General features: G+C 42.8%; 11 protein-coding genes. 9 read left to right on the top strand and 2 right to left on the bottom strand.

Annotated elements, in window-relative coordinates:
- Window positions 1-100: 100 nt before the first annotated feature.
- The 3 genes from QFZ80_RS28200 to QFZ80_RS28190 are packed head-to-tail and all read left to right on the top strand — an operon-like array spanning window position 101 to window position 3,039.
- Complete coding sequence (locus QFZ80_RS28200) at window positions 101-1,633, top strand: spore germination protein (RefSeq protein WP_307562136.1); 1,533 nt, start codon at window positions 101-103, stop codon at window positions 1,631-1,633.
- The gene (locus tag QFZ80_RS28195) at window positions 1,634-2,809 is read left to right on the top strand and encodes a Ger(x)C family spore germination protein (protein WP_307552581.1); all 1,176 of its coding nucleotides are present in this window, start codon (window positions 1,634-1,636) and stop codon (window positions 2,807-2,809) included.
- Window positions 2,806-3,039 (top strand): hypothetical protein, encoded by a 234-nt coding sequence (locus tag QFZ80_RS28190; protein ID WP_307552583.1) that lies wholly within the window; start codon window positions 2,806-2,808, stop codon window positions 3,037-3,039. The genes QFZ80_RS28195 and QFZ80_RS28190 overlap by 4 nt, the downstream gene beginning before the upstream one ends.
- On the opposite strand, the gene QFZ80_RS28185 is transcribed toward QFZ80_RS28190, so the two are convergent.
- A complete protein-coding gene (locus tag QFZ80_RS28185) occupies window positions 3,028-4,128 on the bottom strand; it encodes a GerAB/ArcD/ProY family transporter (RefSeq protein WP_307552585.1) in 1,101 nt (366 codons plus the stop codon). The two genes, QFZ80_RS28190 and QFZ80_RS28185, sit on opposite strands and share 12 nt — an antisense overlap.
- 388 nt (window positions 4,129-4,516) lie before the next feature.
- Window positions 4,517-6,028 carry an arabinosylfuranosidase ArfA gene (gene arfA, locus QFZ80_RS28180; RefSeq protein ID WP_307552587.1) on the bottom strand — a complete coding sequence of 504 codons (1,512 nt, stop codon included), beginning with the start codon at window positions 6,026-6,028 and terminating at the stop codon, window positions 4,517-4,519.
- 157 nt (window positions 6,029-6,185) lie between these two features.
- On the opposite strand from arfA, the gene QFZ80_RS28175 reads away from it, so the two are divergent.
- The 6 genes from QFZ80_RS28175 to QFZ80_RS28150 all read left to right on the top strand — a co-directional run bounded on the left by QFZ80_RS28175 (window position 6,186) and on the right by QFZ80_RS28150 (window position 13,831).
- Window positions 6,186-7,088 carry an ArsR/SmtB family transcription factor gene (locus QFZ80_RS28175; protein ID WP_307552589.1) on the top strand — a complete coding sequence of 301 codons (903 nt, stop codon included), beginning with the start codon at window positions 6,186-6,188 and terminating at the stop codon, window positions 7,086-7,088.
- Between the two features lie 42 nt (window positions 7,089-7,130).
- Entirely contained in the window at window positions 7,131-8,708 is a 1,578-nt protein-coding gene (locus QFZ80_RS28170; RefSeq protein WP_307562134.1) for a response regulator transcription factor, read from the top strand.
- A 3-nt stretch (window positions 8,709-8,711) separates the two neighbouring features.
- Window positions 8,712-10,487 carry a cache domain-containing sensor histidine kinase gene (locus QFZ80_RS28165; RefSeq protein WP_307562132.1) on the top strand — a complete coding sequence of 592 codons (1,776 nt, stop codon included), beginning with the start codon at window positions 8,712-8,714 and terminating at the stop codon, window positions 10,485-10,487.
- Window positions 10,488-10,675: 188 nt separating this feature from the next.
- Window positions 10,676-11,989, top strand: coding sequence for an ABC transporter substrate-binding protein (locus QFZ80_RS28160; protein ID WP_307552593.1), 1,314 nt, complete (start codon window positions 10,676-10,678; stop codon window positions 11,987-11,989).
- A 185-nt stretch (window positions 11,990-12,174) separates the two neighbouring features.
- The gene (locus QFZ80_RS28155) at window positions 12,175-13,014 is read left to right on the top strand and encodes a carbohydrate ABC transporter permease (protein ID WP_307555940.1); all 840 of its coding nucleotides are present in this window, start codon (window positions 12,175-12,177) and stop codon (window positions 13,012-13,014) included.
- Window positions 13,007-13,831 (top strand): carbohydrate ABC transporter permease, encoded by an 825-nt coding sequence (locus QFZ80_RS28150; protein WP_307552594.1) that lies wholly within the window; start codon window positions 13,007-13,009, stop codon window positions 13,829-13,831. The genes QFZ80_RS28155 and QFZ80_RS28150 overlap by 8 nt, the downstream gene beginning before the upstream one ends.
- The last annotated feature ends 34 nt before the right edge of the window (window positions 13,832-13,865 follow it).

Here is a 13,865-nt window from a genome sequence, read left to right as displayed (position 1 = left end):
TAACCTAAAGGTTACCCTTTATTTATGATTAAATACGGATAATTTCTGTTTTCCAAGACATTCTATAAATAGCATAAATGTCAATGGAAGGATTTTTACAGTGACGATATGGTTACGAAAATGGTTAGTCGGCAGTCCACCCATTATAGATGAAAGAGATGATACTATTCTGGATAAGGAAGATGTAACGTCTATTATCGAACAAAACGAAGCCTTTGTGAAACAAATGTTTCAAAAATGCTCGGATTTGGTTTGCCACAAAATTCATGCGGTTGACGGGAAAGCCAAGCGATTAATTGTCTATCTTGAAACTATAACTGACGAAAAAAAAGTGAGCGATCTAGTCTTAAAACCATATGAACGGATTGCTGAAGAAACGGAAACATTGGATAGCGAATCAATACCGGTCGGCAAATCGGTAACATCGTCGAATTGGGCGGAAATCGTCAAACTTTTGCTGCGTGGGTATGCCATCGTTTTTACTGCCGGTGAAACGAGTGCCGTTTGTCTTACAGTAAATAGCTTGGTTCATCGGAGCATCGAAGAGCCTTCTTCGGAACCGGTTATCCGGGGGCCAAAAGAGGGATTCATCGAAAGGCAGTCAGTGAATGTAGGGCTGTTGCGCAACTATATTCGTACCCCTCGTCTAAAAATGGAGGCCTTTACCTTAGGCGAGATTACGGAAACGAATGTATTAGTGACTTATATCGAAGGACTTGCCGATGAATCGGTCGTTGACCAGGTACGAGATAAAATCGCTTCTATCCGGGTTGACGGTGTATTGGAGAGTGGTTACATCGAGGAACTGATTCAGGACAATCCAATTCCCCTTTTTCCAACCGTTCAAGTCACGGAACGGCCCGATGTCGTAGCAGGGGGACTATTGGAAGGAAGGGTTGCCATTCTGGTCGATAATACCCCTTTCGTTCTCGTTGTTCCAGTTACTTTTTGGAACGGTATGCAGGCAAGCGAAGATTACTATCTAAGTTACCCTGTAGCTACTTTCGTACGGTGGATCCGATTTATTTTTTTATTTATCGCTATTTTTGCCCCTTCTTTATTTGTAGCGGTGACCACATGCCATCAGGAAATGATACCTACCAGTTTATTGCTGAGCATCGCCTCCGCTCGGGAGCTGGTGCCATTGCCGGTCATGATAGAAACCTTGCTGATGGAAATCATGTTTGAAGCTTTACGCGAAGCTGGGCTTCGCTTACCAAGAACGATAGGACAGACGGTAAGCATCGTCGGCGCGCTTGTCATCGGGCAGGCGGCCGTACAGGCGGGCATTATTTCGGCTCCCACAGTTATCGTCGTATCTATGACAGGTATAGCCGCCTTTGTCATACCGCGATTTAATTTTGCCAATGGGATCCGTTTGCTTCGGTTTCCGATCATCTTCTTGGCGGGATCTCTGGGATTATACGGTATAGCGCTCAGTTTTTTGGGAATTTTGCTCCACGTCGTGCATTTGAAATCTTTCGGCGTTCCCTATTTTACACCTGTGGCTCCCTTTTCTCTAAGGGCAATTAAAGATGTGTGGTTCCGGGTTCCCCGGAAAAATGGCGTCGGCATATCCATTCCCTCTTACGATAGGGCTACTAAAGCGCCGCAGCGGGAAGGAAGAGAATAGTTGAAACGATGGTTACGAATCGGGATTTTGTTGATTCCACTGGTCATTACGGGCTGTTGGGATCGCATGGAAATCAATGATATCGGTTTGGTTATGGGAACAGGACTGGACTTGATGGAAGACGGAAACATACGGGCGACACTTCAGATTTCCGTGCCTTCCCCATCCTCACAAACTACGGGGGTTAAAGAAGGGGACAGGTTCTTTCTGATTTCGGAGGTTGGAAAAAATGCGTTTGATCTTGACCAAAAGCTTCAGCAAAAAATGTCCAGAACGCTTTTTTTTTCGCATCGCAGCGTTATACTAATCGGGGAATCTTTGGCCAGGCATGGAATTAACGATATTCTGGACTCTTTCAGCCGCCATCCGCGGAACCGGTTAAAAACGTATGTATTTGTCGTCAAAGGAATGAAAGCTGGGGATCTGCTGCAAGTTCATTACCCCTATGAACTGGTTCCCGCCGAAGCCTTGAAAGAAATGCAAATCATGCGGGGAGAAGGAATATCCACCACGTTGCGGGATTTTTTGATAGCATCGGCGAGCGAGGGAATAAATCCGGCGGTCGGGGTTTTGGAGCCGACTCATTTTTTTAGTTCGTCGCAAAAAGTCAAGGACGAACTATTTCGTATGAAAGGTACGGCAATTTTCAAATCGTCTGCATTGGTCGGCTTTTTGGATAATGCGGAAACCCACGCTTTTCTCTGGTTCAAGAAAAACAAGAAGACGGATAAAATCGTTGCCGATCTGCCTGAAGGAAATGGAAATGTGGGTTATTTTTTAACGAGCAGCGAAGTCATAATCGAACCGGATATGTTAGGAAATCATCTTAAATTTCATGTCGATATAAAAGGAAAGGGAAATCTGTTTGAAAACAATTCTCGGCTCGACGTAGGCCAACCGAACAATCAAAAGCTTATCAAAAAGGCGTTGGAAAATCGGGTTGAACATGATATGAAGGTGTTCTTGCGTAAAATACAAACCCAATACAAAACGGATATCGTAGGCTTCGGCCAGCAATTTCAAAGAAAAGATCCCCAAAAGTGGCGTATCGTAGAGGAACAATGGGATCGGCATTTTGCAGCGGCTGAAATTTCCGTATCCGTGAACCTCACCATCAACAATACGGGAGCTATCGGCCCTTCATTGCATTTGAAAGAAAAGGAGATTATGAAGTGAAACTTGTCATGTCTGCAGGATATGTATTGTGTCTTTGCATGTACACCTTATTACAAATTCGTCGTTTATGGGGGAGTAATGAGAAGCGGGAGGCTTGGATTTATGCACTATTTATGACCGTAACCGCTGTCATTGGCGCTCTTCTGATAGCGGGAGTGGAAGTACCTAGCCTTGTCGTTCCTTACAAATTCCTATTCGAACCCCTCGGAAAAATGATTTTATCCCCATAACTTTGCGGTTTTTATTTTGAGAGTATCAATGGTAAGCAGTATCAATGGGAGCAGGCTTTGCGTAAAGAGTGCCAATATCGGATAGGTGAAAGTAATCCAGGCTTGAAATTCAGCGTCATTTTTGAAAATCCAGACGGAGCCGACAGCGGATAACAGAGTTACCGGAACAACGGATTTTCGATAATTTGACGTTCCGAACAACTGGCTTGCACTTAAAGAAAACATATAGAGCAGCATCGAAATCTTGGTGAAAATCCCAAAAATCCATATGGCAACAGCAATGGCCTCCAGCCTTTCCAAGGGTCCGAGGATACCGATATATTGGATGACTTTCAAAAAAGCGAACTTCAAACGGGGCGTTATCGGACCGAACATCATAATGGTAACTAAGTCGATTGCCATGATCAACAGAACAACTCCTCCCATTGCCGATAACAAATTCATTCGGACATTTTGCGGCTTTTCGTTTAAGTACGGGAGGAACCATCCCAGAAAAAAGAACTGGCTCATCCAGGCGGACGGAACCACTGCACCCTTAAGTACCGGAAATAGTCCCTCCGCTAAAAACGGGGTCAAGCGAGTCAGTTCAATATCCCGGATAGAAAAAATGAAGATAGTGATCAGCAGGACGATGATAATGAGAACAATCACTTCATTGCACCTGGCGATAGCTTCGACTCCTGCCAGTACGGCCAGGCAGCACAAAAACAACATGGAGACCATCAGGGCCAGAGAGGGAGTATTCATCAGGAGGTTGGTGTTAATAAACCCGACATGTTCGTTTACAGTGCTGGAAATAAAGAAAAACAAATAATAAGTCAAATAAAATCCTACAATTTTGCCCGCCCAGTTCCCACAAATCTTGACAGTGTACTGCATGATCGATTGACCGGGATAACGTTTGGACAGAGCGGTCAGTACCCAGATGTTCACGACTCCCGTAAGCGAAGCTGGAAAAACAGACAACCAGGCATTCTGCTTGGCGAAAGATACCATAATTCCGGGTACGGATAAAATGAGCGTAGAAACAATAAAGGTGAAAAAAAGTAAGCTTAACTGATTTCCGGATATTTTTCCGCTGGATTGCACTCTTTTTTCACAACCTTTATGCGTAGTTGATATTTTCCTATTTTATCCTTAGTTAAATTGTTTAAAACATTTATATACATTGATGGAGTAGTCGAGGCAGGTGTGGCCATCGGTGTTGGTTACGAAGAATAATAGTTCAATGACCATGCATTGCAAGGGAGCCGAATACCTTAATGACCAATGTTCAGCCTTTAATTACATAGACAGCATGACGATAATGTTGGTTAAAATTATTAAACCCGCCCTAACCAAGGACGGGTTTCTCTGCTTTTGTGACTGTATTATTAAACGACTTTATTATCAAGTAACATCCATTAGCTGGTTTCTTTTTATCCTTCGGTTTTTAGGTTTAAAATAAGAAATAGTGGCGAATACATTATAAATCTAGCTAGGTGTTTTTTATTTGCAGTCGAAGAACGTTCCATGAAGCTTTGCTGAGATCAGCCTTAACATATCCGTCGTCAGTTTTGGCGTTACCGCCTTTGTGAGGGACGACATGGTCGGGCTTCGTTTTTGTATTGGTGGCTTTTAAATCTTCATTCTCCAACACTAAGTGCTCGAGAATGCTAACTTCACCGAAGCTGCGGACGTCAACGTTAAGCTCAAGTCTCTCTGATAAATGACGATTTACAGCGAAGATCGTAACTTCACCTTGCTCTTCATTGAAAACACTGATGGCCTCTAGATACGGAACATCGGTGAAATCCTTTGAATCATATTTAGGTGAAGAAATAATGGGGTGAAGCACCGTTCCTCTACCGTACAAAGAAGCATGAAGGTACGGATAATAAGTGGTTTGCAGCCAAAGAGGGCCTCCATTTTCAGTCATAATCGGTGCAATCACATTAATCAATTGGGCTATGCACGCCATTTTAACACGATCCGCATGTTTAAGCAGTGTAATCAGGAAGCAGCCTACTGCAAGAGCGTCTTCCATCGTATAAACATCTTCGAATTCCGGCGGTGCCACCTGCCAGCGTTCAGCAGCACGGCTTGATCCGATGGTATTCCAAACGTTCCATTCATCCATTGAAAGCATGAGTTTTTTCTTGCTCCGTTTCTTCGCTTTCATGTAATCGCAAATCGCTGTTACACTGTAAATGAATTGATCCATATCCAGCGATTTCGCCAAGAAATTTGAGGAATCGTTCGCATTATTATTGTAATAGGAGTGCAAGGATAAATAATCCACTTGATCGTAGGTAAGATCGAGCACGGTAGCCTCCCAATCAGCGAACGTACTCATTCCACTTGTTGAGCTGCCGCACGCCACAAGCTCTATGGATGGGTCAACCCAGCGCATAACTTTGGCCGTTTCATTCGCTAATCTGCCATATTCGACTGCCGTTTTTGCTCCGATTTGCCAAGGGCCATCCATTTCATTCCCAAGGCACCACGTTTTGAAATTATGCGGATCTTTATAACCATGTGATATTCGCAGATCGCTCCAGTAAGAACCAGAAGGATGGTTACAATATTCGACGAGATTTCTAGCCGCGTCAACGCCGCGGGTACCCAGATTAACGGCCATCATGACTTCTGAACCGACTAATTTCGCCCAATCCGCGAATTCATTTGTTCCCATCTCATTTGTTTCTGTTGTCCACCACGCTAGATCCAATAGACGCTTCCGCTCGGCCTTTGGACCAACACCGTCCTCCCAGTTATAGCCGGATACAAAATTTCCCCCAGGATAGCGAATGATAGGAACATTTAGTGAACGAATAGCATCCAGAGCATCGCGTCGGAAGCCGTTCTCATCTGCGGTTGGATGGTTTGGCTCATAAATTCCGCCATATACGGCACGTCCTAGGTGTTCGATAAATGACCCATAGAGCCTTGGATCTACTTCTGAAATGGTGAAATTCTTATCAATAAGCATAGTTGATTTCATGGACATAATAGATATTCCTCCTAGTTGAATTAATGAAAAGGTTAAATCATAATTGTTGATATTCTATATAATATTTATCATAATAGATAAATACTTTCAATACGTTGGATGTGAAAATGTGTAGGATTAACTAAATTACTATTTCAAGAATGGATGTGTAGTCATGTATTTATCGACGGATTCTGAATCACTTCGGGTCTACGAAGCATTGGCGAGCGAGGTGCGGCTGCAGATTATTGATTTATTATATACAAAAGAGATGCATATTAAAGAATTGGCTTCTGTGCTTTACCTAAGCAGTGCAATTGTCAGTACGCACGTTACCAAACTGCAGAGAGCAGGGCTTGTAAGCTATAAAATGAAAAGGGTTAATGGCGGGACCTATAAGTATTGCTCGTTGTCAACGGAGTACCTGCAAATAAAATTATCCCGTTCTTCTATGTTGAAAAGAAAATTCGTTGAGGTTGCTATGCCTGTCGGCCAATATACGGATTTCGCGGCTTCCCCTACGTGTGGAATTGCAACAACAGAAAAGATGATCGGTTATTACGATAATCCGACCTATTTTTTGGATCCTGAACGCGTTCATGCAGGCATTTTGTGGTTTGCTAGAGGGTTTGTTGAATATAAATTACCCAACTATCTCTTCAAAGATCAAATTGTACAAGAAATTGAAATCTCAATGGAAATCGGTTCGGAAGCTCCCAACATTAATGAAAACTGGCCTTCTGACATCCGATTTACAATCAATGATAAATTACTGGGTATGTGGACGAGTCCCGGAGATTTCGGTCGAATGAGAGGTAGATTCTCACCAGATTGGTGGCATTCTGACGTCAATCAATACGGATTAATGAAAGTACTTCGAATAAATGCAAACGGTACATTCATAGATGGTCAGCAAATTTCTGATGTCACGATCAAGGATGTACAATGGGATAGCACGCAATGGACATTGCGAATAAGTGCTGAAGATAGCGCTCGAGGTCGAGGTGGCTTAACCTTATTCGGCAGGGGATTCGGCAACTACGATCAAGACATCGTGATACGAAGTTATTACGAATGATTTTGTTGAAGGTAAATAGAAATTCATTGCGGAGGTAAAGGGATGGCTCGTTCTTGTCGTGTACTTATTGTAGATGATGAAATTTTAGTCAGACAGGGTATCAAGCACTTGTTGCACTGGGAACAAGAGGGGTTTCAGATCGTAGGAGAGGCTTCCAACGGAAAAGATGCTCTTGAACAAATAGAGCGTTTGCAGCCGCATATCGTTATTACAGATATCGTGATGCCTGTTATGGGAGGAGCGGAGCTTACTCGTGTGATAAAGTCGAAATTCCCGGAAATTGAAGTGATCATTTTAAGCAGTTTTGGTGAGTTTGAATATGTGAGGTCCACCTTTCAAAGCGGGGTTGCTGATTATATATTAAAGCCAAAGCTAGAAGCTGAGCAGCTGCTCGACATATTGAAGCGCACCGCGCGTAAGATTCCCTCTTTAAAGCTGGAAGAGTCAAATGACGATGGCAGCTTGTCCATTAAGCTTGTCATCGATAAGCTTATTTCCGGTTATGAGGTCGATGACGATTTTAAAGATATCACCACTGCTTTTCCATATCCTAGTTACATCCTGCTGGGGGCTGATCTCAAGCAATTGCCGAGCAAGAGCAAGAATCAACATACCGCTTCACAATGGATGGCGAAAATTGCTGCTGAGTTTGATAGTGGCTTCGATCATGCGGTTTATTATCCCGTTCCCACTGATCCTAACATGGTTGTTGTGCTGGTAAACATGGACAAGAGCGAGTGGGATCGTTTCACATTTATCGTTCGGAAGCTTGCCGCTTGGACAAGGAATCAGCAGCCGGAGATTGGCTGGACGGTCGGTGACGCATTTAGCGATTGGAGACAGCTCGGCATGAACTTTAGGGATGGGTTCCTGAAAATAAATGCTTATCGCTTTTTTTTACCTACCTCCAACAATTTAATTGTATATGGGGAACTGCCGAAACATTCGGAAGAGGTTGCGAAATTTAATATGACTCGCTTTACCGAACAAATGAATCGACAACAGTTCGAAGAGGCCTTCCAAGAGTTGCTCAGGTACGTGCAGGCCGCGTCAAACCATTATCAAACGGATGTGTTTGAGTTCAAGTCCTTTTTGGGAAACATCATTTTTAATATAACAATTATGCTTGGCCGTTTGGAATTGGATATGAAGAATTTGGAAGAAGCGAAATATGCTTATTTCAAATCGATAGGCGAAGCGTCGCATGTCAGCGAAGCGATCAAGCTTCTTGAGACATTTATACAGGAAACAAATGATGTTATAAAAACGAAGCGGTCTACGGGCGGAAATCCAAATATGACAATGCTTCTTGATTATATCCACCAGCATTACGCTGAGCCACTAAGCCTAACAGAAATAGCTAAGCATTTTCATTTTAATCCTTCTTATTTGTCGAGTTATTTCACATCGCATAATAAAGAAGGCTTCAGCGAATATTTGAACAAGATCAGAGTCGAGAAAGCAGCGGATCTTCTGAAGCAGGATTTCGCATCCATATCCGAAATTAGCGGAAAAGTAGGTTATTCGGACCATAGTTATTTTACAAAAGTATTCAAGAAATTAACGGGCATATCACCGAGCCAATACAAAAAAATTCATCTCAACAAGAAAAGGAACTAGGTTATGAGGAGACTCCTGGACAAATTTAAATATCACGGTCTTTTTATTAAAATGTTTATCGTCACGGTGGTTAGTATTATTTCCGTGTCGCTCTTCACTTCGCTTGTCACGATTCAAATGTCGGAGCGACTCTTCATGAATACGTTCAGTATTACGAATTCAAAAATCATTAGCCAGATTCAAGCGAATTTCGAATCGTTCAATTATTCTATCGTTACGGCATCGAATAATGTGCTGCAGAACGGCACGATTAAAGAGTTTCTGACGAATGCTGATATGGACACACTTTCAACGGTGCGAAGTCATTATGAGGCTAGCCAACAGATGAAACGGATTCAGTCTAATGTAGCAGCTTACCCAGTTACAATTACGATCAGTGGAATGAATAGGAAAAGCCACTCGACGGATAGCTATTATTGGCCGAGCTCATTGGAAAAGCTGAGAAACAGCAGGTTAACCGCCAATACCCTTGTCGCGCCAAAACGGCTTATCTATCAATTGGATAAAGAAAGCATGACCAATTTGTCTGAAGCTGACCCGGTGATTGTCGCTTCTAGGGCACTTATGGAGAGAACGAGCGGCAATCCATATGGTGTTCTTTATTTTGCCATACGAGAAAGTGACTTTAAGCGATTCTTCACGAACTTCACAAGCGATGGCAACGACGTTATCATATTGGATCGTTCGGGCAGCGTCGTATCAAGTAACCGCCATGAGTTAATTGGCGAAGTGGCGCATGATTTACTTGGCTATGCAAAAGAAATTGAACAAAAAAAAATAAATGTCAAAGATATAAGTGTAATGGGGAAAAACAGTCTAGTGCTTTCGGAGTACCTTCCTACGTACGATTTTTATCTAGTCAATCTCATTGATAAACAAATGGTGCTTAGTCAGATGGTCGATGTCAAAAGGGTTGCGCTTATCTGTATGGCTATCGTGTTCGCAGCTTTGCTTATTGTATTTCTTATTTCAAGAAATTTGACAAAGTCATTGACCCTGCTAGCCAGACAAATGTCGGGCATTACGGCAAATAATTTCGATAATTATATAACGGTTACTGGCAGCTACGAAATCAAGGAGCTCGGACATGCCTACAATTACATGCTGGATGAGCTTAACGATTATATTAAGAAGCTAATTCAGACACAGAAGGACCAGCGCAACGCAGAGCTATACGCTCTGCAAATGCAGATTAACCCGCATTTTCTATATAATACGCTGGCATCCGTGAAAATTTTGGTACAGCAGGGGAATAAGGAGAAAGCCGCCGCTACCATCAACTCCCTTATTTCCCTTCTCCAGAATACCGTCAGCAACATTAGTGAAACGATATCCGTGGAGCAAGAACTAGTTAATTTGAAAAATTATGTATTTATTAATCACGTGCGGTACGGTGAGCAGATCAAAGTCGATTATTTTGCAGCCGAAGATTGCTTGTCCTATCATGTTCCCAAGCTCATCATCCAGCCTTTTATCGAAAATGCATTTTTTCATGCCTTTCATGAAAGGAACGAAGGGTACATTTATGTACTGGTGTCGCGCGAGGCAAATGCGCTGGTCTGCGAGGTCATCGACAACGGTATTGGAATGAAAGGCTTTGATAATGGGAATAATTCGCAGAGCTCCGTTAGCAGCAGTCGCTTTTTCTCCGGTATTGGAATTCGAAATGTACATGACCGTGTAGCACTGCTTTACGGAGAGGACTACGGCGTTACCATTGTGAGTAACATCGATGAGGGAACGAGAGTGAAAATAAAGCTTCCACTCCTTCATACCTAAAAAAAATACCAATAAACAAATTAATTACTATTTACATAAAAATCCAATAGAAAGCTAACAATAGAATGACAAATCCACACAAATATATTACTAACGGGTCATTTTAACGAATTGTTATAATGACTATTGTTAGCGGGGCAAACGCTTTCAAAACTAATTTACAGTAATTTAAAAGGGGCTGAATTTTTGTGAAAAAGGTACTCGCCATCCTATTGGCCAGCTTAGTACTATTGACGGCATGCGCGAGCAAAGGGAATAACGTGCCGAATACGGGAGGAAACACCGCTGAAGCTACGCCTGCGGCTGCGAAGGAAATTACAGTATGGGCGTGGGATAAAGTATTTAATATTGGTGCTATGGAACGTGCAAAAGCAGCTTACGCGGCGAAAAATCCCGATTCCGGTTTGAAGATCAACATTGTGGAAAACGCGCAAGCCGATATCATTCAGAAATTGAACGCAGGATTGAATGCAGGCACGACAAAAAGCTTGCCGACAATCGTATTGATCGAAGATTATCGGGCACAAAGCTTCCTGCAAGCTTATCCTGATTCGTTCTTTGAATTAACAAATGTGATTAAACCGACTGATTTCGCCGATTACAAAATCGGACCTACAAGTGTAAATGGCAAACAATATGGGGTTCCATTCGATTCCGGCGTTGCTGGATTGTATGTAAGAAAAGATTACTTAGAGCAAGCGGGTTACAAGGTTGAGGATCTGCAGGATATCGACTGGAAGAAGCTGATTGAGATCGGTAAAGCAGTGAAAGCCAAAACAGGCAAGCAACTGCTGACGCAAGATCCGAACGATCTTGGGCTTATTCGCATGATGATTCAGTCCGCGGGCTCGTGGTATTTAAAAGAAGATGGAACGACGCCTAACTTGGCAGGCAACGCGACCTTGAAGGAAGCGGCTGAAACCTATAAAGAAATAATGAAAGCGGACATTGTGAAGGCCACATCGGATTGGAGCCAATTCGTTGGCGCATTCAACAGTGGCGAAGTGGCTACTATTCCAACCGGTAACTGGATTACGGCTTCGGTTAAAAAAGAAGCATCGCAGTCCGGCAAATGGGCTGTCGTACCGTTTCCTAAACTCACAAACGACCCAAAATCTGTTCATGCATCGAACCTTGGCGGCAGCTCGTGGTACGTCATGAACGTCGATGGAAAAGAAGCTGCGGCTGAATTCCTGAAACAGACATTTGGATCTGACGTTGAATTGTATCAAAAGCTTGTTACGGAGATTGGTGCAATCGGTACGTTAAAAGCCGCGGCATCCGGACCGGCGTACACGCAAGCTGACGAATTCTTCGGTGGTCAAAAAGTAATTGCCGATTTCGCCAAATGGACAGAGCAAATTCCAAAGGTGAACTATGGTATGCATACGTATGCGATTGAAGATATCCTTGTCGTCCAAATGCAAAATTATTTAAAGGGTACGGATATCGACAAAGTATTAAGCGACGCTCAAGCTCAAGCAGAAACACAAGTTAAATAATTAGATCATACGGCAATTAATAAAACCTGGGGCTTCGCCTTCTCCTGATTCCTAAGTTAACGTTTCGGCTGCAGGAGTTGGAGGAAGTTCCAAGGTTTTATTTCCGTAAAGAAAGGGGTTAGGCTAACGTGAAAGCAGCGAGGCCTGGCGTAAATATTCGCACAAGAGCTAACTTGACTGGTTGGATGTTTATTATCCTGGCGGTAATCATGATTGCAGTGTTCTATTTCTATCCCATGATTCAAGCGCTTATTTTATCATTTAAATCGGGTAAGGGAATGAATTTATCCTTCGTCGGCTTCGATAACTACGCTCGTCTGTTTAGCGATAAAACGTTTATAACCGCGGTTAAGAACACGTTTATTTATTTGATTATCCAAGTTCCAGTGATGATTGTTCTAGCTATGTTTATCTCTGTGTTACTGAACGATAGTAAGTTAAAATTTAAAGGCTTTTTCCGTACGGCGATTTTCTTGCCGGCTGTTACCTCACTTGTAGCGTATTCCGTTATTTTTAAATATTTGTTTGCTACGGATGGCTTGGTTAATCAACTTCTGATCAAGATTCATCTTATTGCAGGTCCGATTCAATGGATCACGGATCCGTTCTGGGCGAAAGTGACGGTTATTCTTGCAATCACATGGCGGTGGACAGGCTATAATATGATCTTCTACTTGTCCGCGCTTCAAAATATCGATCAATCGATTTACGAGGCTGCAAAAATTGATGGAGCTTCATCAACGAGACAGTTTTTCGGAATAACGATGCCACTGCTCAAGCCCATTATTTTATTTACTTCCATTACATCGACAATTGGTACGCTGCAGTTGTTTGATGAAGTTGTTAACATTACGAAGGGCGGACCAGGGAACGCGTCGATGTCCATTTCCCAGTATATTTACAATTTATCTTTTAAATATTCAGCGGATTTCGGATATGCGGCAACGGTATCGTATTCCATCGTGATTATGATCATTATATTGGCGTTTGTTCAGTTTAAAGCAGCAGGTGATAAAAATGGATAAATGGAAACGTATCTTTATTTATATATTTCTGAGTGTCGCTGCGTTTATTTCCATATTTCCGTTTCTATGGATGATTATCAGTGCCACGAATAAGTCGGCCGATGTGACCAAAGGAAGATTGCTGCCGGGAAGCTACCTTGTGGAAAATATAACAAACTTGTTTAGTTCCGTAGATTTTGTACCAGCCTTGCTGAGCTCCGCAAAAATTTCGATTACAACGACCGTATTAGCCATGTTAATCGGCTCCTTAGCCGGGTACGGCTTTGAAATTTATAGAAGTAAGGCGAAGGACGTCGTATTTAACATTCTATTACTGTCGATGATGATTCCGTTCGCGGCTATCATGGTACCGTTGTTTCAAATGTTCGGCGGTATCTCACGCGTTATTCCATTTATCGGGCTGGATACGGTGTCCGGCGTTGTGCTGCCGACATTCACTACGGCATTCCTGATTTTCTTCTTCCGTCAAAATACGAAGATGTTTCCGAGGGAACTCTTGGAGGCTGGTCGAATTGACGGGCTGAACGAATTAAATCTATTCTTCCGTGTTTTCATGCCAACGATGAAGACGACATACGCCGCAGCGGGCATCATTACGTTCATGTCAAGCTGGAACAGCTATTTATGGCCGCTCATCGTTCTGCAATCACCGGAGAAAAAAACAATACCCATGCTGATATCGAATTTGGGATCAAGCTATTCACCTGATTATGGTATTATTATGATGGCTATCGTGATTTCGACGATTCCGACTGCGCTCGTCTTCTTCCTCATGCAGAAGCATTTTGTCGCAGGTATGACAGGCTCAGTGAAATAGAAAAAAGAAAGTCAGGTGATTACGCACACAGCGC

It is taken from the genome of Paenibacillus sp. V4I7 (genome assembly GCF_030817275.1).
GTDB lineage: Bacteria > Bacillota > Bacilli > Paenibacillales > NBRC-103111 > Paenibacillus_E.
This window is presented reverse-complemented; position numbering and strand designations above follow the sequence as displayed.